This window comes from Streptomyces sp. NPDC021020, from assembly GCF_044333285.1.
In the GTDB taxonomy this organism is placed as follows: Bacteria; Actinomycetota; Actinomycetes; order Streptomycetales; family Streptomycetaceae; genus Actinacidiphila.
Genome location: NZ_JBIRQQ010000008.1, coordinates 442,191 through 465,272 on the forward strand (window position 1 = coordinate 442,191; position 23,082 = coordinate 465,272).

At 74.9% G+C, this 23,082-nt stretch carries 16 protein-coding genes; 12 read left to right on the forward strand and 4 right to left on the reverse strand.

Annotated features, from left to right (window positions below; all coding sequences use genetic code 11):
- The first annotated feature begins 169 nt into the window (after nucleotides 1-169).
- On the forward strand, nucleotides 170-1,513 hold the full coding sequence (locus tag ACH4SL_RS25740; protein WP_398449498.1) for a hemolysin family protein: 1,344 nt from the start codon (nucleotides 170-172) through the stop codon (nucleotides 1,511-1,513).
- An 8-nt stretch (nucleotides 1,514-1,521) separates the two neighbouring features.
- Complete coding sequence (locus ACH4SL_RS25745; protein WP_398449650.1) at nucleotides 1,522-2,571, forward strand: hemolysin family protein; 1,050 nt, start codon at nucleotides 1,522-1,524, stop codon at nucleotides 2,569-2,571.
- Between the two features lie 19 nt (nucleotides 2,572-2,590).
- Here the strand turns inward: ACH4SL_RS25745 and ACH4SL_RS25750 are convergent, their stop codons facing one another.
- Together ACH4SL_RS25750 and ACH4SL_RS25755 are read right to left on the reverse strand one after the other, a co-directional pair.
- Nucleotides 2,591-4,501 (reverse strand): AAA family ATPase, encoded by a 1,911-nt coding sequence (locus ACH4SL_RS25750; RefSeq protein ID WP_398449652.1) that lies wholly within the window; start codon nucleotides 4,499-4,501, stop codon nucleotides 2,591-2,593.
- Between the two features lie 634 nt (nucleotides 4,502-5,135).
- On the reverse strand, nucleotides 5,136-5,744 hold the full coding sequence (locus tag ACH4SL_RS25755; protein ID WP_398449500.1) for a uridine kinase: 609 nt from the start codon (nucleotides 5,742-5,744) through the stop codon (nucleotides 5,136-5,138).
- Nucleotides 5,745-5,847: 103 nt separating this feature from the next.
- Here ACH4SL_RS25755 and ACH4SL_RS25760 point away from each other — a divergent pair, with 103 nt between their 5' ends.
- The 6 genes from ACH4SL_RS25760 (at nucleotide 5,848) to ACH4SL_RS25785 (ending at nucleotide 15,288) form a co-directional block, all read left to right on the forward strand.
- Complete coding sequence (locus ACH4SL_RS25760) at nucleotides 5,848-6,981, forward strand: M24 family metallopeptidase (RefSeq protein ID WP_398449502.1); 1,134 nt, start codon at nucleotides 5,848-5,850, stop codon at nucleotides 6,979-6,981.
- A gap of 187 nt (nucleotides 6,982-7,168) precedes the next feature.
- A complete protein-coding gene (locus ACH4SL_RS25765) occupies nucleotides 7,169-8,575 on the forward strand; it encodes a peptidase C39 family protein (protein WP_398449504.1) in 1,407 nt (468 codons plus the stop codon).
- A gap of 754 nt (nucleotides 8,576-9,329) precedes the next feature.
- Entirely contained in the window at nucleotides 9,330-10,580 is a 1,251-nt protein-coding gene (locus tag ACH4SL_RS25770) for a carbohydrate-binding protein (RefSeq protein ID WP_398449507.1), read from the forward strand.
- 303 nt (nucleotides 10,581-10,883) lie between these two features.
- Nucleotides 10,884-11,699 (forward strand): SAM-dependent methyltransferase, encoded by an 816-nt coding sequence (locus ACH4SL_RS25775; protein ID WP_398449509.1) that lies wholly within the window; start codon nucleotides 10,884-10,886, stop codon nucleotides 11,697-11,699.
- 2 nt (nucleotides 11,700-11,701) lie between these two features.
- On the forward strand, nucleotides 11,702-13,936 hold the full coding sequence (locus ACH4SL_RS25780) for a putative bifunctional diguanylate cyclase/phosphodiesterase (protein ID WP_398449654.1): 2,235 nt from the start codon (nucleotides 11,702-11,704) through the stop codon (nucleotides 13,934-13,936).
- A gap of 95 nt (nucleotides 13,937-14,031) precedes the next feature.
- The gene (locus ACH4SL_RS25785) at nucleotides 14,032-15,288 is read left to right on the forward strand and encodes an SLC13 family permease (RefSeq protein ID WP_398449656.1); all 1,257 of its coding nucleotides are present in this window, start codon (nucleotides 14,032-14,034) and stop codon (nucleotides 15,286-15,288) included.
- An 11-nt stretch (nucleotides 15,289-15,299) separates the two neighbouring features.
- Here ACH4SL_RS25785 and ACH4SL_RS25790 read toward each other — a convergent pair whose 3' ends face one another.
- Nucleotides 15,300-16,955, reverse strand: a complete 1,656-nt coding sequence (locus tag ACH4SL_RS25790; protein WP_398449511.1) for a serine/threonine-protein kinase — start codon at nucleotides 16,953-16,955, stop codon at nucleotides 15,300-15,302.
- 258 nt (nucleotides 16,956-17,213) lie between these two features.
- Between ACH4SL_RS25790 and ACH4SL_RS25795 the strand changes: the two genes are divergently transcribed.
- Complete coding sequence (locus ACH4SL_RS25795) at nucleotides 17,214-18,389, forward strand: acyl-CoA dehydrogenase family protein (protein ID WP_398449513.1); 1,176 nt, start codon at nucleotides 17,214-17,216, stop codon at nucleotides 18,387-18,389.
- An 80-nt stretch (nucleotides 18,390-18,469) separates the two neighbouring features.
- Here the strand turns inward: ACH4SL_RS25795 and ACH4SL_RS25800 are convergent, their stop codons facing one another.
- Nucleotides 18,470-18,844, reverse strand: a complete 375-nt coding sequence (locus tag ACH4SL_RS25800) for a hypothetical protein (protein WP_398449658.1) — start codon at nucleotides 18,842-18,844, stop codon at nucleotides 18,470-18,472.
- 407 nt (nucleotides 18,845-19,251) lie between these two features.
- Between ACH4SL_RS25800 and ACH4SL_RS25805 the strand changes: the two genes are divergently transcribed.
- The 3 genes from ACH4SL_RS25805 to ACH4SL_RS25815 all read left to right on the forward strand — a co-directional run bounded on the left by ACH4SL_RS25805 (nucleotide 19,252) and on the right by ACH4SL_RS25815 (nucleotide 22,851).
- Nucleotides 19,252-20,493: an FAD-binding protein gene (locus ACH4SL_RS25805; protein WP_398449515.1), complete on the forward strand. Its 1,242-nt coding sequence runs from the start codon at nucleotides 19,252-19,254 to the stop codon at nucleotides 20,491-20,493.
- A 35-nt stretch (nucleotides 20,494-20,528) separates the two neighbouring features.
- Nucleotides 20,529-20,969 carry an Lrp/AsnC family transcriptional regulator gene (locus ACH4SL_RS25810; RefSeq protein WP_398449660.1) on the forward strand — a complete coding sequence of 147 codons (441 nt, stop codon included), beginning with the start codon at nucleotides 20,529-20,531 and terminating at the stop codon, nucleotides 20,967-20,969.
- A gap of 235 nt (nucleotides 20,970-21,204) precedes the next feature.
- A complete protein-coding gene (locus tag ACH4SL_RS25815) occupies nucleotides 21,205-22,851 on the forward strand; it encodes an amidohydrolase (protein ID WP_398449517.1) in 1,647 nt (548 codons plus the stop codon).
- Nucleotides 22,852-23,082: the final 231 nt, after the last annotated feature.

Below are 23,082 nucleotides of genomic sequence, written 5' to 3' on the forward strand. Positions count from 1 at the left end.
CCTTCGCGGTCGGCGGGCCGTTGACTACTCTGGAACGGGGCCGCGCCGTACGCGCGCGGCCCGCCGACCTGCCATCCCGACCGAGGAGTGACACCCACACCCCGATGGACGCACCGTCCGGTAGTACCAGCGCCGCCCCTCCGCCACGAAAACCCGGAGCGGCGGCCTCATGAGTACGTCCCTGCTGCTGCTCGCAGCGGCCCTCGTCCTGATCATCGCCAACGGCTTCTTCGTCGCCGCCGAATTCGGCCTGGTGACCGTGGAGCGCCCCGCCGCCGAACGCGCCGCGGCCGAGGGCGACCGGCGCGCGGCCGGCGTCGTCGCCGCCCTGCGCAAGCTCTCCTTCCAGCTGTCCGGCACCCAGCTCGGCATCACCATCACCTCGCTGGTCGTCGGCATGCTCGCCGAACCCGCCCTGGCCGACCTGCTCACCGGCCCGATCCGGGCCGCGGGCATCCCGCACGGCGCCGCCCCCGGCATCGCCGTCGTGGCCGGCATGATGGCCGCCTCCGCGGTCCAGATGGTGGTCGGCGAGCTGGTCCCCAAGAACTGGGCGGTCTCCCGGCCGCTCGCCGTCGCCCGGATGGTCGCAGGACCCCAGCGGGCCTTCTCCCGTGCCTTCCGGCCCGTCATCGAGCTGCTCAACGGCGCCGCCAACCGCCTGGTGCGGATGCTCGGCGTGGAGCCCGCCGACGAGCTGGCCTCCGCCCGTACCCCCACCGAGCTGGTCTCGCTGGCCCGGCACTCCGCGCGGGCCGGCGCGCTCGAACAGGACACCGCCGACCTGTTCGTCCGCACCCTCTCCCTCGGCGACCTCATCGCCGAGAACGTGATGACCCCGCGGGTGCGGGTGAGCGCCCTGGAGGACACCGCGACCGCCGCGGACGTGCTCAACCTCACCCGCGCCACCGGCCTGTCCCGCTTCCCCGTCTACCGCGGCCGGCTCGACGACATCGTCGGCATGGTGCACCTCAAGGACGCCCTCGCGGTGCCCGCCGAGCTGCGCGACCGCACCCCCGTCAGCCGTATCGCGGTCGTCCCGCTGCTGGTGCCCGAGACACTCACCGCGCAGCCGCTGCTGGAACTGCTGCGCAGCCAGCAGCCCATCGCCGTGGTCGTCGACGAGTACGGCGGCACCGCCGGGGTCGTCACCCTGGAGGACATCGTCGAGGAGCTGGTCGGCGAGGTCCGCGACGAGCACGACGCCGTCGACCTGCCCGAACTGGCGCAGGCCCCGTCCGAGGACGGCCGCCCCGCGTGGGACGCCGACGGCGGCTGCCGGGTCGACACGCTGGCCAGGATCGGCCTGGAGGCGCCCGAGGGCCCGTACGAGACCGTCGCCGGGCTCGTCGCCGACCTGCTCGGGCGGATCCCCGCGGTGGGCGACACCGCGGACCTGCCCGGCTGGCGGCTGCGCGTCGCCGAGGTCGGGCACCACCGCGCCGAGCGGATACGCATTCTGCGCACCGCGCCCGCGCCGGACGCCGCGGAAGAGGCGGGTGAGGGCCGGTGAACGCGCTGATGCTGGTGTTCGCGCTGCTGCTGGTGCTCGCCAACGGCTTCTTCGTCGGCGCCGAGTTCGCCCTGGTCTCGGTCCGCCGCAGCCAGGTCGAACCGCTCGCCGCGACCCACCGCAGGGCCCGTACCGTGCTGCACGGGCTGGAGAACCTGCCGCAGATGATGGCCGCCGCGCAGTTCGGCGTCACCGTCTGCTCGCTGACCCTCGGCGCGGTCGCCGAGCCGACCGTCGCCCGTCTGCTGGAGCCGGTCTTCTCCGCCGCCCGCATGCCCGAGGACCTGGTCCACCCGGTCGGCTACGTGCTCGCGCTGGCCTTCGTGGTCTTCCTGCACCTGGTCATCGGCGAACTGGTGCCGAAGAACCTGGCGATGGCCGACCCGGAGAAGACCGCGCTGTGGCTCAGCCCCGGGCTCGTCGGCTTCGCCCGGGTCTTCGCACCGGTCATCGTGGTGCTCGGCGCCGCCGCGCGGCTCATCCTGCGCGCCTTCCGCGTCGAGCCCAAGGACGAGGTCGAGTCCGTCTTCACCAGCGCCGAGCTGACGGTCCTGGTGGAGGACGCCCGGCGGGCCGGGCTGCTGGACTCCGACGAGCAGGAGCGGCTGGAGGACGCCCTGGAACTGGGCAGCCGCCCGGTCACCGAGGTGCTGCTCACCCCCGACGAGCTGATCACCCTGGCCCCCACGGCGACCGCCCGGGAGGTCGAGGAGCTGACCGTACGCACCGGCTACTCGCGCTTCCCGGTCGCCGCCGAGTCCGGTACGGGCTACCTCGGCTACCTGCACGTCAAGGACGTCCTGGACCTGGAGGACCAGGACCGCCCGGTGCCGCGCCGGCTGTGGCGGCCCATCACCACGCTGCGGGCCGACCTGCCGCTGGACGACGCGCTCACCTCGATGCGGCGGGCCGCCTCGCACCTCGCGGCCGTCGCGGAGCCGGGCGGGCGGGTGCTCGGCCTGGTGGCGCTGGAGGACGTCCTGGAGATGCTGGTGGGCGAGGTGCGGGACCCCTCGCACCCGGCGCACCGCCCGATGCCGGGCGAGCTCGTCCGCTGACGCCCGCCGCCCGGCCCCGCTACTCGGCGGGGTCGGGCGACGGCGGGACGCCGGGGCCGCGCCCCGACAGCACCTCGCCGTAGGCCTGCATCAGGTCCGGCAGCCGCAGCGTCGCCAGCTCGTCGCGGGTCGGCGTCGCCGGATACTCCGACAGCCGCAGGTCGCGGTACGCGCAGCTCTTCTCGTACAGCGTGCGCAGCAGCCGGCCGTTGCCCAGCTCGTCGATCCAGCCCTGCTCCACGACATGGCCGCTGATCGCACGCAGCTCGTCGATCGCCTCGTCGTCCCAGTGGTCGCCGTTCTCCGCGGCCAGCACCTCGCCGATCCGGGTCAGCTCGCCCGGGCGGTAGCTCGGGAAGTCCACCCGGGTGGTGAAGCGCGAGCCGAGGCCGGGGTTGGCCGCGAGCAGCCGGTCCATGCCCTCGGGATAGCCCGCGAGGATCACCACCAGCCGGTCCCGGTTGTCCTCGGCGCGCTTGAGCAGCACCTGGAGTGCCTCGTCGCCGTACGCGTCGCCCTTGCTGTAGCCGGAGTTGGACAGCGCGTACGCCTCGTCGACGAACAGCACGCCGCCCAGCGCCGAGTCGATCAGCTCGTTGGCCTTGACCGCGGTCTGGCCCAGGAACTCGCCGACCAGATCGGACCGCTGGGCCTCCACGAGGTGGTCGCCGCCGAGCAGGCCCAGCGCGTAGAACACCCGGCCCAGTATCCGGGCCACCGTGGTCTTGCCCGTGCCCGAGGGGCCGGAGAAGACGAAATGCCGCTTCGGGGGCTGCACCGGCAGCCCCTGCCCGGCCCGCAGCCGGGCCATCCGCAACTGCGCCGACAGCGCCCGCACCTGGCGCTTCACCGGCTCCAGGCCCACCATCCGGTCCAGCTCCGCGAGCGCCTGGGCCAGCAGCGCCGGGTCCGAGCCGCCGAGCGGCAGCGGGACCTGCGGGCCGCCCGCCGGCGGGGCGGCCCCGCGGTCGCGCGGGTCCTCCTCCAGCGGGCCCGGCGGGGCGAGCAGCACGTCGTCGACCTCGGCCGGTTCCGGTACGGCGGGCGGGCGGCCGTCGCCCGGCTCCGCGTACAGCCCGGCCTCCAGGTCCGTGCCGCCCTCCGGCACCGTCTGCCCGCCGGCCAGCGACACCGCGGTGGCCAGGCCCGCGCTCTCGTCGAGGCCGTCGTCCGTCTCGTGTATCGCGGCCAGCCGCGCGGCGGTGTCCATGAACGCCGGGTCCACCCGGTGCACCGCCCGGTAGAGCGGTACGGCCGCGGCGGTACGGCCCGTGCCCTCGTACGCCCGGGCCAGCCAGTAGCGCAGCTCCTTGCGCTGCGGCTGCTCGCTGCGGCAGCGCATCAGGGCGGCGGACAGCAGCGGTTCCGCCTGCCCGCACATCTCCAGGCGCACCCGCGCCATGCCGCCGAACAGGCCCGCCTCGATGCCCAGCAGCTGGTCGCCCAGCAGCGGTTCTGTGTGCCGGACCAGATGCTCCCAGTCCTTGACCAGATACGCCCGGCAGGCGTGCAGGAAGCGCACCTGGGGGTCGGTGTCGACGGGCGGGCAGTCCGCGAGCGCGCGGTCCAGCTCGGCGACGTGCCGGCCGTCCAGCCAGTGGCTCGCGTGCGCGAGCAGCAGGTCGCGGCTGGTCTCCAGCACCGGCTGCACCCACCAGCCCAGCCAGTACCAGGAGTTCAGCGTGCGGCGGTGTGCGGCGCGCTGCTCGCCGAAGCGGTCGCGGTGCCGGTACATCTGGAGCAGGGCGGTCGCGGTGTCCGCGCGCAGGGCGTGCAGGCCGAGCCAGGCGTCGGCCATTCCCTGGTCCAGCCGGACCGCGGTCCTGAACTCCTCCTCGGCTTGGGCGTAGGCGCCCACCGTGTACGCGTCGATGCCGCGCAGCCAGGCGAGGTCGGCAGGGCCGCCCGCGCGGTCGGTGCCGAAGTCCATGTGGTCCCCACCCTCGTTGCCCCCGCGCCCCTCGCCGACGGCTCCCGCCGCCAACCGGTTGGCGACGCGCGGAAGTTGAAGCATGTGGTGACTCCCCAGGACACCACCGCGACCCCTTCGCATCGTACCCGCGAAGCGGGCGCGGCCGTAGTGCGCATGTCCCCTGCGGGGTTGCTCCCGGGTGCTGCTCCTTGCGCGGGGGGTACGCCCCGGGCTGCCCCTTGCGGTGGGCGCCGCGACCTTGCGGTCGGTGGGTGGTTGCTCGCGCAGTTCCCCGCGCCCCCCCGGGTTGCCCGGCGGGGCATCGCGCTTCCTGTCCGTCGCTGGGGTGGGTGCCGGCACGGGGCACCTCCTCGGAATGCGCGTTCACCCTCTTACCGTGTGGGCGAGCCACTTGCAGCGCATTCCTGCGGGGGCACCCCGCACCGTCACCCTCGGGCCGGCTGGGCGGCTGCCTGCCGGTGGGGGTGAGCGTTTTCAGGGGTGCGTGGGGGCACCTCCCGGGCGAAGCCCGGGGCGCGGGGAAGGGCAGACGGAGCCCCCGGTCACGGGGGAACAACCGGGGGCTCCGTGCTACGGAAAGCGGTCTTCCGGGACCGCTTGGTTGAAAACGTAATTGCTCGCCGCCAAGCGGTCAAGCCGTCACCGCAGGTCCGCGCGTGGGGCCGGGTACCGCGCGGTAGCCGTCCTGCGTCTGACGGACCAGCAGGTCCGCGTACGGCCGCGTCGGGTCCGACGCGAAATGCGCGTCCTCCGCGGCGGACCACCCGGTCCAGAAGTGGGCGAGCGCGGGACCGTCCCGCCGCATCCCGCGCCCCCGCGCGGTACCGCGGTCGACCTCCAGCCACAGCGTGAGCGCGAGGTGCGGGCGCAGGACGCGGCGCCCGGCCCCGACGCCCTCGACGAGCACCACCGGCGCCGCCGGCACGTCGCGCCAGGACGCGAACCGCCGGGCCGTCCAGTCGTAGACCTCGTGCCGCGCGGCCAGCCCCGCGGCGAAGGGCCCGGCGATCTGCGCCCCGAACCGCTCCTCCCAGTCGAACGGCTCCTCGTGCGTGGCGAGATCGTCGGTGTGCACGACGGGCACCCCGCCCAGCTCGGCGGCGAGCCGCCCGGCCAGCGTGGTCTTGCCCGAGCCCGCGTGCCCGTCGACGGCGACCAGCCGGACCGGGCCGCAGGACGGCGCCGGCACGCCGAGCGCCGCGGCCAGCTCGCGCAGTGACAGGCCCTTTTCGTCATCCATGCCCCAGGACCCTACGCACCCCCGCGGCACGCCGTACCGGGCGGCGCGCGGCGTGCCGGAAATACCGGCGCCCGGAGCGGGACGGGCGTTTACCGTGGGCGGCGTGACCGTAACCGAGCAGAATGCCGACGCGCTCCACCCCGCCGAGCGCCTCACCCTCGCCAGGAAGGCCGCGGGCGACGCGGGCCTCGACGCGCTGCTGGTCTCGCCGGGCGCGGACCTGCGGTATCTGACCGGCTACCAGGCGCTGCCGCTGGAGCGGCTGACGTGCCTGGTGGTGCCGGCCGAGGCAGACCCCTTCCTGGTCGTGCCCGCGCTGGAGCGCCCCGCCGCGACGGCCTCGCCGGCCGGCGGCCTGGGCCTGGACATCACCGGCTTCGCCGAGACCGACGACGCGTACGCGATGATCGCCCGCCGGCTGCCCGCGGGCGTCCGCCGCTTCGCGGTGGACAACCACATGTGGGCGGAGAAGCTGCTGGCCTTCCAGGCGGCGCTGCCGGACGCCCAGGCGTGCCTGGCCGGCGACGTGCTGACGGAGCTGCGGATGCGCAAGAGCCCCGCCGAGGTCGCCGCGCTGCGCCGCGCGGGCGCCGCCATCGACCGGGTGCACCGCCGGGTGGGGGAGTGGCTGCGGCCCGGCCGCACCGAGCGCGAGGTCGCCCGCGACATCGCCGACGCCATCATCGAGGCGGGCCATGCGACCGTCGACTTCGTCATCGTCGGCTCGGGCCCCAACAGCGCGAGCCCGCACCACGAGGTGTCCGACCGCGTCATCCGCACCGGCGACCCGGTCGTGGTCGACATCGGCGGCACCACCGCGGAGGGCTACTGCTCCGACTCCACCCGCACCTACGCCGTCGGCGAGCCCCCGGCGGGCTTCCGCGAGCTGTACGCGGTGCTGCTGCGCGCCCAGACCACGCAGACCGAGGCGGTGCGGCCCGGCATCACCGCCGAGCAGCTGGACGCGGTGGGCCGCGACATCATCGCCGCCGCGGGCTACGGCGAGCACTTCATCCACCGCACCGGGCACGGCATCGGCATGGAGTCGCACGAGGAGCCGTACATCGTGGCGGGCAGCAGCCGGGCGCTGGCGCCCGGCATGGCCTTCTCGATCGAGCCCGGCATCTACCTGCCCGACACGTACGGCGCGCGCATCGAGGACATCGCGGTGTGCACCGGGGAGGGCGGCGAGCGGCTGAATCTGACGGGGCGCGACCTGGTCGTGCTGCCCGGCTGAGCGGCGGCCCGGCGCCACTGGAACAGACCAATGACGGTGCCGCCACGCGGCCGGAAAGCCTGGTGGAAGGGCGGGTCGTGCTGCCATGGTGGTGCGACCTGCCCGCCGGCCGCGCGCAGGGGTGCCCCGCGCTGCCCGGGCACGCCCAGGAACGAGCAACGCCGAGGGAAACGAAGGGGATTCAGCCATGACCAGTAACGCGCCCCGCCGTACCGTCATCACCGCGGCGCTGGCCGCCGCGGCGGCCGCCGCCACCACCGCCGTCGCACGGCCCGCGACCGCGGCGCCCGGCGCGGCGGCCGCGCCCGGCGCCGCGCAGCACGGGCACGGCGGGGGAGCCGCGCCCGACGACGCACCGGTCGACTACCACGGCTGGACGAGCTTCCCCGACTGGCTGTTCGGCGCGCACTCCGGCACCCGCCCGGTGCCCGGCGTGCGGCCCGGCCTGGAGATCGGCCGGGCCACCGGTTCGCTGGACTACACCGACCCGCACACCGGCACCACCGCGACCTGGGAGTCCGCGTCGTGGACCTCGCCGGTGCGCAAGGTCCCGCACCCGGCGAGCGAGCTGATCGCGTCCTGGAACGCGCACACCCCGGCGGGCACCTGGCTCCAGGTCGAGCTGCTCGGCACGTACACCGACGGCACCGCCACCCCGGCGTACGTCATGGGCCGCTGGACCGCGGGCGACGGGCCCGAGGACATCCGGCGCACCTCCGTCGACGACCAGACGGACGGCAGGAGCAGCATCTGGACCGACACCTTCTCCATCGACGACGCCGCGGCCGGGCCGCTGCTCGCGTCGTACCGGCTGCGCCTCACGCTCTTCCGCAAGCCCGGCAGCAGGCTGACGCCGCGGGTGTGGCGGCTCGGCGCGATGGCGTCGAACATCCCGGACCGCTTCACCGTGCCGGCCTCCGTGCCCGGGGTGGGCGCGGGCGTGGAGCTGGCGGTGCCCGCGTACTCGCAGAACATCCACAAGGGGCAGTACCCGGAGTACGACAACGGCGGCGAGGCGTGGTGCAGCCCGACGTCCTCGACGATGGTGATCGAGTACTGGGGGCGCGGCCCCACCGCGGAGCAGATGGCGTGGGTGGACCCGTCGTACGCCGACCCGCAGGTCGACCAGGGCGCCCGCTACACGTACGACTACCAGTACGAGGGCTGCGGCAACTGGCCCTTCAACGCCGCCTACGCGGCGACCTACCCGGACATGCAGGGCGTCATCACCCGGCTGCACTCCCTCAACGACGTGGAGACGCTCGTCGCCGCCGGCATCCCGGTGATAACGTCCCAGTCCTTCCTGGCCTCCGAGCTGGACGGCGCCGGCTACGGCACGTCCGGCCATCTGATGGCCCTGGTCGGCTTCACCGCGGAGGGCGACGTCGTCGCCAACGACCCGGCGAGCGACAGCGACGCGGTGGTCCGCAACGTCTACAAGCGGGCCCAGTTCGAGACGATCTGGCTCCGCACCAAGCGCATCAACGCCACGGGCGGCACGAGCGGCGGCACCGGCGGCGTCTGCTACCTCTACTTCCCCGCAAGGCCCACCCCCCGCCAACGCCGCGCCCTCGCCTCCGTCGGCGTGATCTGACCCCCCGGGGGCGGACCCCCACGGTCCGCCCCCGGCACCGGGTGCCGACATCGCGCACCACCCCCGCATCCCCGCCGCGGCAGCGGCGTCGGGTGCCCGCGCGTGGCAGCAGCATCGCCAACCCCGGCACCGGGAGCCGGCGTGGCGCAACGCCGCACGGCCCCTGCGTGCGCCCGCCGTGGCAGCGGCGTCGCCAGCCCCGCGCGCCGCGCGTCCCCGCCGCGGCAGCGGCGTCGCCAACCACCCGGCGCCGAGTGCACGCGTGGCGCAACGCTGCACGGCCCCTGCGTGCGCCCGCCGCGGTAGCGGCGTCGCCAGCCTCGCGCGCGCCGCGCGTCCCCGTCGCGGGAGCGGCTTGTCAACGCCGGGCGTGGGGTGCCGGCGTGGCGCAACGCTGCACGGCCCCTGCGTGCGCCCGCCGCGGTAGCGGCGTCGCCAGCCCCGCGCGCCCCGCGTGTCCCCGCCGCGGCAGCGGCGTCGCCAGCCCCGGCACCGGGTGCCGGCGTGGCGCAACGCCGCACGGCCCCTGCGTGCGCCCGCCGCGGCAGCGGCGTCGCCAGCCCCGCGCGCCGCGCGTCCCCGTCGTGGGAGCGGCTTGTGCCCAACTCCCGGCGCGGAGCGCCCACGTGCCGCTTCTGCCACAAATTGGTCTCGACCAATTTGTGGGTTGCTCTAAAGGTCTGGACCAACTCATTGACGGGTTCGTGTCAGCGCTGGATTCTGCTGGCACGTTCCCCCACAGGAGGTTCCAGACGTGAAGCGTCTCCAAGCACTGGGTTCGGGCGTGGCCGCCGCCGCGCTCGCCGTGGCCGGGCTGGGTGCCGTGGCCACGGTCGGCGCCGGGCAGGCCGACGGCGCCACGGCGGCGTCCGCCGCCCTGGGCAGCCAGTGGTACGCCGCCGCCCCGTATCTGATGCCGACCGACAACAATCCGCCGGACGCGACCGCGATCATGGACGCCACCGGCCTGAAAGCCTTCCAGCTCGCCTTCATCCTGGCGCCCAACGGCGGTGGCTGTACGCCGACGTGGAGCGGTACGAGCGCGGTCTCGTCCGACACCGCGGTCGGCAGCGTCATCTCCGCGATCCGCGCCAAGGGCGGCGACGTCTCCGTCTCGATCGGCGGCTACGGCGGCACCAAGCTCGGCCAGGCCTGCTCCGACGCGGCCTCGACCGCCGCCGCCTACCAGCAGGTCATCAACAAGTACCAGCTCAAGGCGATGGACTTCGACCTGGAGGAGCCGGAGTACGAGAACACCGCCGCCGTCGCGCACGAGATCGGCGCGGCCAAGATCCTGCAGCAGAACAACCCCGGCCTCTACATCTCGGTGACCACCGCGGGCACCGCGGCCGGCACCGGCTGGTTCGGCCAGCAGATGCTCAACGAGGCCAAGTCGCAGGGCTTCACGCCCAACAACTTCTCCATCATGCCCTTCGACGGCGGCTTCAACGGCGCCGCCGCCCAGACCTCCGCGCTCACCGCCTTCAACGGCCTGCTGAAGACCACCTTCGGCTGGGACACCGCGACCGCGTACGCCCACGAGGGCTTCTCCGGCATGAACGGCCGCAGCGACGCGGGCGAGTACTTCTACCAGGCGGACTTCCAGACCGTGCTGGACTACGCGACCAGCCACGGCATGGCCCGCTTCACCTTCTGGTCCCTCAACCGGGACCGCCAGTGCACCCCGCCGGACAACCAGACCACCTCGGGCACGTGCAGCAGCGTGCCGCAGAGCGACTGGGAGTTCGCGAAGTTCTCGGTGAAGTTCGCCGGCGCCACCCCGCCCACCAACCCGCCGACGACGCCGCCCACCACCCCGCCGACCTCGCCCGGCGGTGGCGACGGCACCTGCACCGCCGCCCAGTGGAGCGCCTCCGCGGTCTACACGGGCGGCAACGAGGTCGCGCACAACGGCCACCTGTGGAAGGCCAAGTGGTGGACGACCAACGAGGAGCCCGGCACCACCGGGGAGTGGGGCGTGTGGCAGGACGAAGGCGCCTGCTGACCGGAGCGTGACCACACCCGGCCCGGAAAGATTGGCCGGAAACCGACGACGGGCCCACGGCGTGCAGCGCCGTGGGCCCGTCGTCCAGGCGGGTTCGGCCCGTTTCCTCTGCGCGAATTCGCCGTGGCGCGTTTTCGCAGCTGCACATGCCGGTGGTTGTTGACCGAAAACGGACGTAGCGTCTCCGGTTGGTTGTTTCGCTCCGAACATACGATCAGTAGCCTCACAGGGACAAGCGGCCTTCCGTCCGCGGCAGTTGCTCCGGACGCGTCCACCCGGCCCCTCGACCTGGAGACTCCCACCGTGACTGAGCGACCCTCCTGGGCACCCCCCGGTATCGACATCAACGTGCCCAGCGTGTCGCGGGTGTACGACTACTTCCTCGGCGGCTCGCACAACTTCGAGGTGGACCGGGAAGCGGCCAGGAAGGCCATCGAGGCCATGCCGGGCATCCCCAGGCTCGGGCAGGCCAACCGGGCGATGATGCGCCGCGCGGTGCGGTACGCGGTCGGCCGGGGCATCACGCAGTTCCTCGACATCGGCTCGGGCATCCCGACCTTCGGCAACGTCCACGAGGTCGTGCACGCCCTGAACCCCGAGGCGAACGTCGTCTACGTCGACAACGACCCGGTCGCCGTCGAGCACAGCAAGGCGGTGCTCGACGGCAACAAGCGCGCCACGATCGCCGCCGCGGACCTCCGCAACCCGCGCGGCGTGCTGGACCACCCCGAGGTCCGGCGGCTGCTGGACCTCGACCGGCCGGTCGCGCTGCTGCTCGTCGCGGTGCTGCACTTCCTGTCCGACGACGAGGACGACGCCTACGGCGTGGTCGCCACCCTGCGCGACGCGCTCGCGCCCGGCAGCGTGCTGGTCGTCACCCACGGCACCCAGCAGACCGAGATGAACGAGGACCAGGACGAGGCCGTGAAGATCTACCGGCGCACCAGGACCCCGCTGATCCTGCGCTCGCCGGACGAGGTGGAACGCTTCTTCACCGGTTTCGAGCTGCTGGAGCCCGGCGTCGTCACGCTTCCCTACTGGCGCCCCGACTCCCCGCCGGGGGACGACATCGACCCCGCCGTGCTGGCCGGCCTGGCCGGTGTGGGGCTGAAGGCGTGACGCTGCGACCGGTCCTCGCCGGGTACGGACCGGGCCCGGCGACGGCGCTGGACGACGACAGCCTGGCGCGGTTCGCGGCGATCTGGAGCCGGGCCATCTACCCGGTGACGGCCACCTCGATGACGAAGGCGGAGTTCGAGGCGCACCTGCGGCCGCTGGCCGCCGTGCTGCGCGACACCCTGCACGCCGAGCGCTTCGAGCCGCGCGCGGCCGTGTCGGTCGGCACCGGCCTGGTCGCCGCCCACTGCACCGACCCCGAGGCGCTGCCCAGCATCCTCGGCGTCATCGACGCCTACCTGGTCCTCTACTGCGGTCCCGGCGCCGATCTCGGACTGCCCGCCGACGAATGCCGGGCGCGCTGCTCGCGCCTCCAGCACGCCGTGGCCGTCGGCTTCGCCCACGCGCTGCGCGAACGCACCCTGCGCGAGCAGGAGTCCATCTCGCGCGCCGCCCTCAACGCCAAGAGCGAGGCGGAGAGCGCGCTCGCCGCGAGCGAGGCCCGCTTCCGGGCCGTCTTCGAGACCGCCGCCGTCGGCATCGGCATCGCCGACCTCGACGGCACCATCCTGGAGCTCAACGCGGCGCTGGTCCGGATGTTCGGCAGCGAGGCCTTCATCCGGCAGCGCAGGACCTGCGACTGGCTGCACCCCGAGCACCCCGAACCTCCCGAGCACGCCGGCCGCCCCGAGCACTCCGGGCGCCCGGAGCACTCCGGCGACACCGAGGACGTCAACCGCGAGCTGGTGCGCGGCGAGCGCGACCATTACCAGATCGAGAAGGCCTACCCGCGCGCCGACGGCTCGGTGCTGTGGGCCGACGTCCAGGTGTCGCTGCTGCGCGACGGCGCCGGGCAGCCGCGCTACCAGCTCGCGCTGCTCGACGACGTGACCGAGCGCCGCCGGCTGCTGGACCGGCTGCGCCACCAGGCCACCCACGACGCGCTCACCGCGCTGCCCAACCGGGCGCTGTTCTTCGAACGCCTCGACCAGGCCCTCGAAGAGCCCGCGGGCGGGCCCGCCCGCCACATCGGCGTGTGCTACCTGGATCTCGACGGCTTCAAGGCCGTCAACGACAGCCTCGGCCACGCCGTCGGCGACCGGCTGCTGCTCGCCGTCGCCGACCGGCTGCGGGACTGCGTCACCTCGCCGGACCAGCTCGTCGCCCGTATCGGCGGCGACGAGTTCGTGGCGCTCTACGCCGACCCGCCCGACCGGCGCGCCGTCACCGACCTGGCCGCGCGCATCCTGGGCGCGCTGTCCACCCCGGTGCTGCTGGACGACCGCCAGCTCCCGGTGCACGGCAGCCTCGGCATCGTGCACGGCCCGGTCGGCGGCCGCGGCCCGGCCGACATCCTGCGCAGCGCCGACATCACGATGTACCGCGCCAAGGAACGCGGCGGCAACCGCTACGAGGTCGCCGACGCGGACGCCGACGCCCGCGCCATCACCCGGCACGGCCTGACCAACCAGCTGCCCAGCGCGCTGCGGCACCACGAGTTCTTCGTGGAGTACCAGCCGCTCATCGCCCTGGAGGACAACACCGTGCTCGGCGCCGAGGCGCTCGTGCGGTGGAGCCACCCGGTGCACGGGGTGCTCGGCCCCGACCGGTTCATCCCGCTCGCCGAGAGCACCGGGCAGATCGTGCCGCTCGGCCGCTGGGTGCTGGAGCAGGCCGTCCGGCAGGCCCAGGAGTGGCGGCAGGACACGCACTGCCCCGGGCCGCCGCCGCGGATCAACGTCAACCTCTCGCCCGTGCAGCTCGGCCACCGCGGCCTCGTCGCCGATGTCGCCGCGGTCCTCGACGACAGCGGCCTGGAGCCGAGCGCCCTGTGCCTCGAAGTCACCGAGAGCGCCCTGATCGGGGCCGACAAGGACGCCCTCGAACCGCTGCGGCGGATCGCCGACCTCGGGGTCGCCATAGCGCTGGACGACTTCGGCACGGGCTACTCCAACCTCGCCTCGCTGCGCTGGCTCCCGGTCAGCGTGCTGAAGCTCGACCGCGCCTTCACCCTGGGCATGCGGCGGGGGCCCGCCGACCCGATGGAATCCAAGATCGTCGAGTGCATCGTCACCCTCGCGCACGCCCTCGACCTCACCGTCACCGTCGAAGGCGTCGAGACCCGCGTCCAGGCCGACCACCTGCGCGCGCTCGGCTGCGACACCGCGCAGGGCTGGTACTACGGCAAGGCGGGCCCCGCCGACCGGCTGCACAAGCTCACCCTCGCCGACACCGGCTGACGCACCCGACCGCACCACCGGCAGCGCTGATCGGGCACCACCCCCCGCTGTGATGAAATCACCTGGTACGCCGTCATCCGGACCAGGGAGTTCCGCTGAGCACCGCAGCCGCAGAGACGCTGTCCGTGGCCGCGCTGCTGCTCGTCCTGGGCTTCGCCGTGGTGCGCCCGCACGGCTGGCCGGAGGCCGCCGCCGCGGTGCCCGCCGCCGCGCTGCTGACCGCCGTCGGGGCGGTGCCGCTCTCCGCCGCCTGGCACCAGATCCGCGAACTGGCGCCCGTCGTCGGCTTCCTCGCCGCGGTGCTCGTGCTCGCCGAGCTGTGCGCCGACGACGGGCTCTTCACCGCCGCGGGCGACGCCATCTCGCAGGCCTGCCACGGGCGCCCGCAGCGGCTGCTCGCCGGGGTCTTCGCCGTCGCCGCCGTGGTGACCGCGGTGCTCAGCCTGGACGCCACCGTCGTGCTGCTCACCCCGGTCGTCATCGCGACGGCCGCACGCGCCGGGGCCCGCGCCCGCCCGCACGTCTACGCGTGCGCGCACCTGGCCAACTCCGCCTCGCTGCTGCTGCCGGTGTCCAACCTGACCAACCTGCTGGCCTTCACCGCCGCGGGCATCACCTTCACCCGCTTCGCGCTGCTGATGGCGGTGCCCTGGCTGCTGGCCGTCGGCATCGAGTACGTCGTCTTCCGCCGCTTCTTCGCCGCCGACCTCGCCGTCGTCGAGCACCCGCCGGAGCGCGGCGAGCCGCCCACCGTCCCCGCCTTCACCCTCGTGGTGCTCGGCCTGACGCTGGCCGGCTTCGCCCTCACCTCGCTCGCCGGGATCAACCCGGCCTGGGCCGCGCTGGCCGGCGCGCTGGTCCTGGGGGTGCGCGCCCTCCACCGCGGGCGGGCCACCGTGCCCGGCCTGGTCAAGGCGGCCGGGCCGCTGTTCTGCCTGTTCGTGCTCGCGCTCGGCGTCGTCGTCGAGGCGGTCGTCCGCAACGGGCTGTCCGACGCGGCCGACGCGGTGCTGCCGGACGGCGACAGCCTGCCCGCGCTGCTCGGGGTCGCCGCCTGCGCCGCCGTCCTGGCCAACCTCATCAACAACCTGCCGGCCACCCTCGCGCTGCTGCCGCTCGCCGAGTCCGGCGGCGCGGGGCCGGTGCTCGCCGTGCTCATCGGCGTCAACCTCGGCCCCAACCTCAGCTACGCCGGGTCGCTGGCCACCCTGCTGTGGCGCCGCGTCCTGCAGGCCCACGGCGCCGACGCGAAGCTCGGCACCTTCACCCGGCTCGGGCTGCTCACCGTGCCGCCCACGCTGGTCGCCGCGACCGCCGCGCTGTGGGCGGGCCTGCGGCTCACCGGCACCTGACGGGCCCCGGCTCAGTCCTTCTTCTCCAGGCCGGTCGGCGACCCCGGGGCCGTCGAACCGGGCGCCAGCTGGAGGTGCGTGGCGTCGGTCATGGACAGCGTGTAGACGCGGCCGTCGGCGCAGTGCAGATCCGAATCCGGGTCGGTGGGCACGCTGGTGACCGCCTGGAAGGTGACCATGTCGCCCTGCACCCCCGTGAGCCGGAGGTCCTCGGTGCAGCCGTTGTCCACGCCGGAGTCCGGCACGGGGATGCTGCTGACCTGCTTGCCCACGGTGGCGCCCCGCTTGCCGCCCCGCAGGGTGAGCGTGACCTTGACCGCGCTGCTGCCCTGGGAGTAGCTCCCCGGACCCTCGCCGTACCAGGTGCCGACCCAGGCCGCGGGCAGCTCGTCCCCCGCGGAGGCCGTGGACACCCCCGACGACGGGCCGCCCGAGCCCTTGCCGCCCGCGTCGCCGCCGGAACCGCTGCCGCCGCCCGAGCCGCCGCCCGCGTACTGGCTGAGCACCACCGCCAGCACCGCCGCCACCGCGACCACGCCGCCGGCCGCCGCGAGCACGGTGCCGGAGACCCGCGGCCGCGTGGGCGCGGCGGGGGAGGAGGGGGCGCCGCCGTAAGGATGCCGCGGGCCCGTCAGCGGTGCGGCGGTCCGCGGATAGGGCGCGGTGTGCGGGGTGGTCTGCGGGGAGGGCTGCGGCGCGGGGCGGGCCGGGTAGGCCGTGGTGCCCGGGCCGTACGGCGACGGGCCGAGGTCAGCGGCGGGCGCCGCGCCCAGCGCCGCCCGGGTCCGCGCCTCCCTGGCCGCCAGGTCCGCCGCCAGCTCCGGCATCGCCGCGGGCCAGCCGCCGGTGGCGCCGCCGCCGGGGAGCAGCCCGGCGGCGGCCCGGGCGTCGGGGCGGTCCGCCGGGCTCTTGGCCAGGCACGCGCGGACCATCGGCAGCAGCTCGGCGGGCACACCGTCCAGATCCGGGTCCTCGTGCACCACCCGGTAGAGCAGCGCCGGGGCCGAGACCTCCTCACCGGGGTGCTGGAAGGGCCCGTGCCCGGTGGCCGCGTACACCAGCACCGCGCCGAGCGCGAACAGGTCGCCGGGCTCGGCCGCCGAGCCCGCCGTGGCCTGCTCGGGCGCCATGTAGCCGGGCGAGCCGATCATCGCGCCGGTGCTGGTGTGCCGGGTGTCCTCCGCGGCCCGGGCGATACCGAAGTCGATGAGCAGCGGCCGCTGCCCGGCCAGCAGCACGTTGGACGGCTTGACGTCGCGGTGCGCGAGGCCCGCCTCGTGGACCGTCCGCAGCGCCCCGCACAGCTCGGCGGCCAGCGCGACCACGGCGCTCCCGGGCAGCGGGCCGTGGGCGGCGACCCGGTCGGCCAGCGACGGCGCCGGTACGTACTCGGTCGCCAGCCACTGCGGGCCGCTGCCGGGCGGGCTGAAGTCGACCACCGCGACCGTCCACGGCGAGCGCACCCGGTCGGCGTTGCGGATCTCCTGGGCGAAGCGGGCGCCGAAGCCGGGGTCGAGCGCGAACTCCGGCCGTACGGTCTTGAGCGCGAGCGCCCTGCCCGCGGGGGTCCGCGCCAGGAACACCTGCCCCATCCCGCCCGCCCCGAGCCGCGCGAACAAGGGATAACCGCCGATCGACCGCGGGTCGCCGGCTTCCAGCCTCTCCATGCGCCGAGCGTACGACGGCGCGCCGGGCACGGCCCCGCCGTTCCGGAAAACCGCCGATCTTCCGCCGCCCCCGCCTTCCCTCGCGGCACACCGGTGACGTGCGCCGCCCCATCCGGCATACTCCAACGCGCCGGTCTCGTCGATCAGCCCGTGCCGTGATCCGGTACGGGAGGGCGACAGCCGGGTATGCCCATCGGACGGAACCGCCCACCCACGGCGGCCCGCCCCGTAGCCCCCGACAGGGAGGAGTGCGCCGCCATGCAGAAACACGGTCCGCAGCCGGTGTCCCGCCAACTGCCCACCGAGGAGGCGCGCGACCTGCTCGCGCTCACCCGGGACATCGCCCAGCGCGAGATCGCCCCCGCCGCGGCGGCGGAGGAGGAGGCGGGCCGCTTCCCGCGCGAGGTCTTCACCCTGATCGGCGAAGCCGGACTGCTCGGCCTGCCCTACCCGGAGGAGTACGGCGGCGGGGGCCAGCCCTACGAGGTCTACCTCCAGGTCCTGGAGGAGCTCGCGGCCGCGCGGCTCACCGTCGGCATGGGCGTCAGCGTCCACACCCTGTCCTGCCACGCCCTCGCCCACTACGGCACCAAGGAGCAGCGTGCCGAGCACCTGCCGGCGATGCTCGGCGGGGGCCTGCTGGGCGCCTACTGCCTGTCCGAGCCCACCTCCGGCTCCGACGCCGCGGCCCTGCGCACCCGCGCGGTCCGGGACGGCGGCGACTGGGTCCTCGACGGCACCAAGGCCTGGATCACGCACGGCGGCGTCGCCGACTTCTACACCGTGCTGGCCCGCAGCGGCGGCGAGGGAGCGCACGGCATCTCGGCGTATCTCGTCCCCGGCGACGCTCCGGGGCTGGCCGCGGCCCCGCCCGAGCGGAAGATGGGCCTGAAGGGCTCGCCCACCGCGCAGCTGCACCTCGACGCGGTACGCGTCCCCGACGCCCGCCGTATCGGCGAGCCCGGCCAGGGCTTCGCCATCGCGCTCGGCGCCCTGGACTCCGGGCGGCTCGGCATCGCCGCCTGCGCCGTGGGCGTCGCGCAGGCCGCGCTGGACGCCGCGCTCGGCTACGTCCTGGAGCGGCAGCAGTTCGGCAGGCCGGTCGCCGACTTCCAGGGCCTGCGCTTCATGCTCGCCGACATGGCGACCGGTATCGAGGCGGGCCGCGCGCTCTACCTGGCCGCCGCGCGGCGGCGGGACGCCGGAGAGCCCTTCTCCGCGCAGGCCGCGATGGCCAAGCTCTTCTGCACCGACACCGCGATGCGGGTCACCACCGACGCCGTCCAGCTGCTCGGCGGATACGGCTACACCGCCGACTTCCCGCTGGAGCGCTACCTGCGGGAGGCGAAGGTGCTGCAGATCCTGGAGGGCACCAACCAGATCCAGCGGATGGTCGTCGCCCGCCACCTGGCGGGCCCGGAGTCCCGCCGCTGAGCGGCGGGCCGTGGGCCGCGGACGTGACGGAGCGGCAGGGCCGGCGGCGTCGTCGGCGCCGGCCTGGCCGCCGGGAGGTCCTAGGCCGCCAGCCCCTGGGGGGGCAGGTGGAAGGGGCGGCTCTCGGGGCCGCCGACGTGCGAGAAGGGCTGGGTACGCCAGTCGAGCCCGGCGGGCAGGGTGAGCAGCGCGGCCAGGTCCGGCCGGCTGACCGCGGCGCCGTCGCCGGTGACCGGGCCGGCCTCGGCGACCGCCCGGCCGGAGCCGTCGCAGACCGTCAGGCCGAACGGATTCCACGGCGTCGGGCACAGCGCGTGCTGCGGAAGGCGGTCCTCGTCCGCGAGGACGGCGATGGGCCGCCCGCAGCCGGGGCAGGACAGCCGGACGACGTCCGCGGTGTCCTCGTCGAGGACGTCCTCGGTGCCGGCTTCCGCCTCGGCCGCGAAGATGTCCATCAGGTCATCGGACGCATCGGCGTCCGGCAGGCCGGCGGCCGGGATCGGGCCGCGTTCGTGGCCCTCCTCGGACGCGGGAGCGGTCCGCTCGCTGCGACTGCGGCGCACATGATGGCGCATGGCGTTGTCCCCCTCGGGTGAGTGCCCCTCCAACGGGTCGGCCGGGCGTCACGCCTCAGGCCATAGCGAGCACTTCCCGCCGCGCTACGCGGGTAACCGCGTCATAGCGGACGGACCGGTCCACCCGGTGTGTGCTTCGTCACATCCCCGTGGTTGGCCGGTTCGTGCGCCCCCGCAGTGCGCCCGCGCACCCCCTTGAGCCCCCGCGCGGCGCCTTGCCAACCGTCCGGATACAGTGCCAACAGGCGAGGCCAGGACGGGTCCCGCGGGATCGGAAGCGTGACGTGATGCGAACCAACTGGGCGGGGAACCTGACCTTCTCGGCGGCCGAAGTACGACGTCCGGCCACCGTGGCGGAGCTGCGGTCCGCCGTCGCCGGCAGCCGGCGGGCCAAGGCGCTCGGCAGCGGCCACTCCTTCAGCGACATCGCCGACACCGACGGCACCCTCATCGACACCTCCGCGCTGCCGCCCGAGATCGACATCGACACCGCCGCCCGCACCGTGCGGGTCGCCGCGGGCGTGCGCTACGCCGACCTCGCCGCGCATCTGCACGCCCACGGCTGGGCGCTGCCCAACATGGCCTCGCTGCCGCACATCTCCGTCGCCGGCTCGGTCGCCACCGGCACGCACGGTTCCGGCGACGGCAACGGCTCACTCGCCACCGCGGTCTCCGGGCTCGACCTCGTCACGTCCGACGGCGCCATCCACACCATGAGCCGCGCCGCCGACCCCGACACCTTCGACGGCGCCGTGGTCGCCCTCGGCGCGCTGGGCGTCGTCACCCACCTCACCCTCGACCTGCGGCCCGACTTCGCCGTACGGCAGCAGGTCCGCACCGGCCTCGCCCTCGCCGACGCCGTCGAGCACTTCGACGCGATCACCTCGGCCGCGTACAGCGTCAGCCTCTTCACCGACTGGCGCGGCCCCCGCTTCACCCAGGTCTGGCTCAAGCAGCTCGCCGACGCCCCCGCCGCCGACTTCCCGTGGGCCGAGCCCGCCGAGGCCAAGCTGCACCCGGTGCCCGGCGTCGACCCGGTGCACTGCACCGAGCAGTTCGACGTGCCCGGGCCCTGGCACGAGCGGCTGCCGCACTTCCGGCCCGGCTTCACGCCCAGCAACGGCGAGGAGATCCAGTCCGAGTACCTCGTGCCGCGCTCCCGGGCGACCGCCGCGCTCGGCGCGCTCGACGCGATGCGCGACACCCTCGCGCCCGTGCTGCAGATCTGCGAGATCCGCACCATCGCCGCCGACCGGCTGTGGCTCAGCCCCGCCTACGGCCGCGACACCGTCGGCCTGCACTTCACCTGGGTCAAGGACGCCGCCGCCGTCCTGGCCGTGCTCGGCCCGCTGGAGGCCGCGCTCGCCCCGTACGGGGCCCGGCCGCACTGGGGCAAGCTCTTCACCACCGACCCCGCCGAGATCCGCGCCCGCTACCCGCGGATGGACGACTTCGCCGCGCTCGTCGCCGCGACCGACCCCGCGGGCACCTTCTCCAACGGCTTCCTCGACCGTATGCTCCGCGGATGACCGAAATCCCCGGCGGAACGGTAAGGTCGTCGGCTGTGGAAGAGCTGGACCGGCAGATCGTGGAACTGCTCATGGCCGACGGGCGCATGAGCTACACCGACCTCGGCAAGGCGACCGGTCTGTCCACGTCGGCGGTCCACCAGCGGGTCCGGCGGCTGGAGCAGCGCGGCGTGATCCGCGGCTACGCCGCGATCGTCGACGCGGAGGCCGTCGGGCTGCCGCTCACCGCCTTCATCTCCGTCAAGCCCTTCGACCCCAGCGCGCCGGACGACATCCCCGAACGCCTCGCCGACGTCGCCGAGATCGAGGCGTGCCACTCCGTGGCGGGTGACGAGAACTACATACTCAAGGTGCGCGTGGCCACCCCGAGCGAGCTCGAACACCTCCTGGCCCGCATCCGCACCCTCGCCGGCGTCTCGACCCGTACGACGGTCGTCCTCTCCACCCCGTACGAGTCCCGCCCTCCCCGGATGTAGGGGGCCGCCCCGGGGTGCCGCTTGCGGTGGCCCGCGCGACCTTCGTGGCAGGAGCGAGCCCTTACCGCGCTGGGTGAGCGTTTTTCAGGGGCGCGTGGGGGCACCTCCCAGGCGGAGCCCGGGGGAGAACTGCGCAGCCCACCGCCGGCGGAAGGTCGCGGTCGCTCACCGCAAAGGGCAGCCCGGGGCGTACCCCGCGGCCGGGTAAGGGCCTGGGGCGGGGGAGACTGGGGGGATGCGTCCCAGCTCAGCCACCCAGCCCCAGGCCCAGCGCAGCGTGTTGGTGCGCGGCGGCTTCGTCTACAGCCCCGCGGACCCGTTCGCGACCGCGATGGTCGTCGAGGGCGGCACCGTCGCCTGGGTCGGCGGCGAATCCGCCGCGGACTCCTTCGCCGACGGCGTGGACGAGGTCGTCCATCTCGACGGCGCCCTCGTCACCCCCGCGTTCACCGACGCGCACGTACACGTCACGTCCACCGGGCTGGCCCTGACCGGACTGGACCTCACGGGCTGCGGAAGCCTGCGGGAGGCCCTGGAGCGGGTCGCCGCGCACGCCGCCGCGCACCCCGCGGACCGGGTGCTGCTCGGGCACGGCTGGGACGAGACGGCATGGCCCGAGCGCCGGCCCCCGACCCGCGCGGAGCTGGACGCGGCGGCGGGCGGGCGGCCGCTGTACCTGTCCCGCACGGACGTGCACTCCGCGGCCGTCACGAGCGCGCTCGCCGCCCTCGTACCGGACCTCGCGGGGCGCGCGGGCCACGACCCGCAGGCGCCGCTGACGCGCGACGCGCACCACGCCGTACGCCGGGCCGCGTACGCCGCCGTGACGCCCGCGCAGCGCGACGCGGCCCAGCGGGCGGCCCTGCGGCACGCGGCCGCGCAGGGCATCGGCGCCGTGCACGAGTGCGCGGGCCCGGAGATCTCCTCGCAGGACGACCTGACCGCGCTGCTCGCGCTCGCCGCGCGGGGCGGGGTCCCGCGGGTGCTCGGCTACTGGGCCGAGCCGGTGAGCGGCCCCGCGGACCTGGAGCGGCTGCGCGACCTCGGCGCGGCCGGCGCCGCGGGCGACCTGTTCGTCGACGGCTCCCTCGGCTCGCACACCGCCCACCTGCACGCCCCCTACGCCGACGCCCCCGGCAGCACGGGCGTGGCCTACCTGGACGCCGACACCGTCGCCCGGCACCTGCTGCTGTGCACGCGGGCCGGGGTGCAGGCCGGCTTCCACGCGATCGGCGACGCCGCCGTGGACGCCGTCGTGGCGGGCGTACGGGCCGCGGCCGCGGACGCGGGCCTTGACAGGGTGCGGGCGCTGCGGCACCGCGTGGAGCACGCCGAGCTGCTCTCGCCGGACGCGATCGCCGCCTTCGCCGAGTTCGGCCTCGTCGCGTCCGTGCAGCCCGCCTTCGACGCCACCTGGGGCGGCCCGGACGGCATGTACGCGCAGCGCCTCGGCGCCGAGCGGGCCGCGGCCCTCAACCCCTTCGCGGCGCTGAGCCGCGCGGGCGTGCCGCTCGCCCTCGGCTCCGACAGCCCCGTCACCCCGCTGGATCCGTGGGGTGCGGTGCGGGCCGCGGCCTTCCACCGCACCCCGGCGCACCGCATCTCCGCCCGCGCCGCCTTCACCGCCCACACCCGCGGCGGCCGGCGCGCGGCGGGCCGGGACGACGCGGGCGTGCTGGTGCCCGGCGCACCCGCCGACTACGCCGTGTGGAGCGTCGGCGACCTGGTCGTCCAGGCGCCCGACGAGCGCGTCGCCAACTGGTCCACCGACCCGCGCTCGGGAGTGCCCGGACTGCCGGACCTCACGCCGGGCCGCGAGCTGCCGGTCGCGCTGCGGACGGTCGTCGGCGGCCGTACGGTCCACGAGCGGCCGAACGGGTGACCGCGGAGGCGCCCCGATGCGGCCGAACGGTGTGCCCTGGCCGGTCGGCGGCGTGTCGCAACGCCCCCGGCCGGTCCGCACTGACCTGCTGATTTGGTGAAACTCCGCAGGTCACAGGGTTGTTGACAGTTGCCCGTCGAGGGCGAGTAGGTTCGGCGAAGTCCACCACAGGACGCCGAACCGGAGGTACTCGCGAGGGCGTCGAACGCCCGCTGGGCCGTGGGGTGTCGC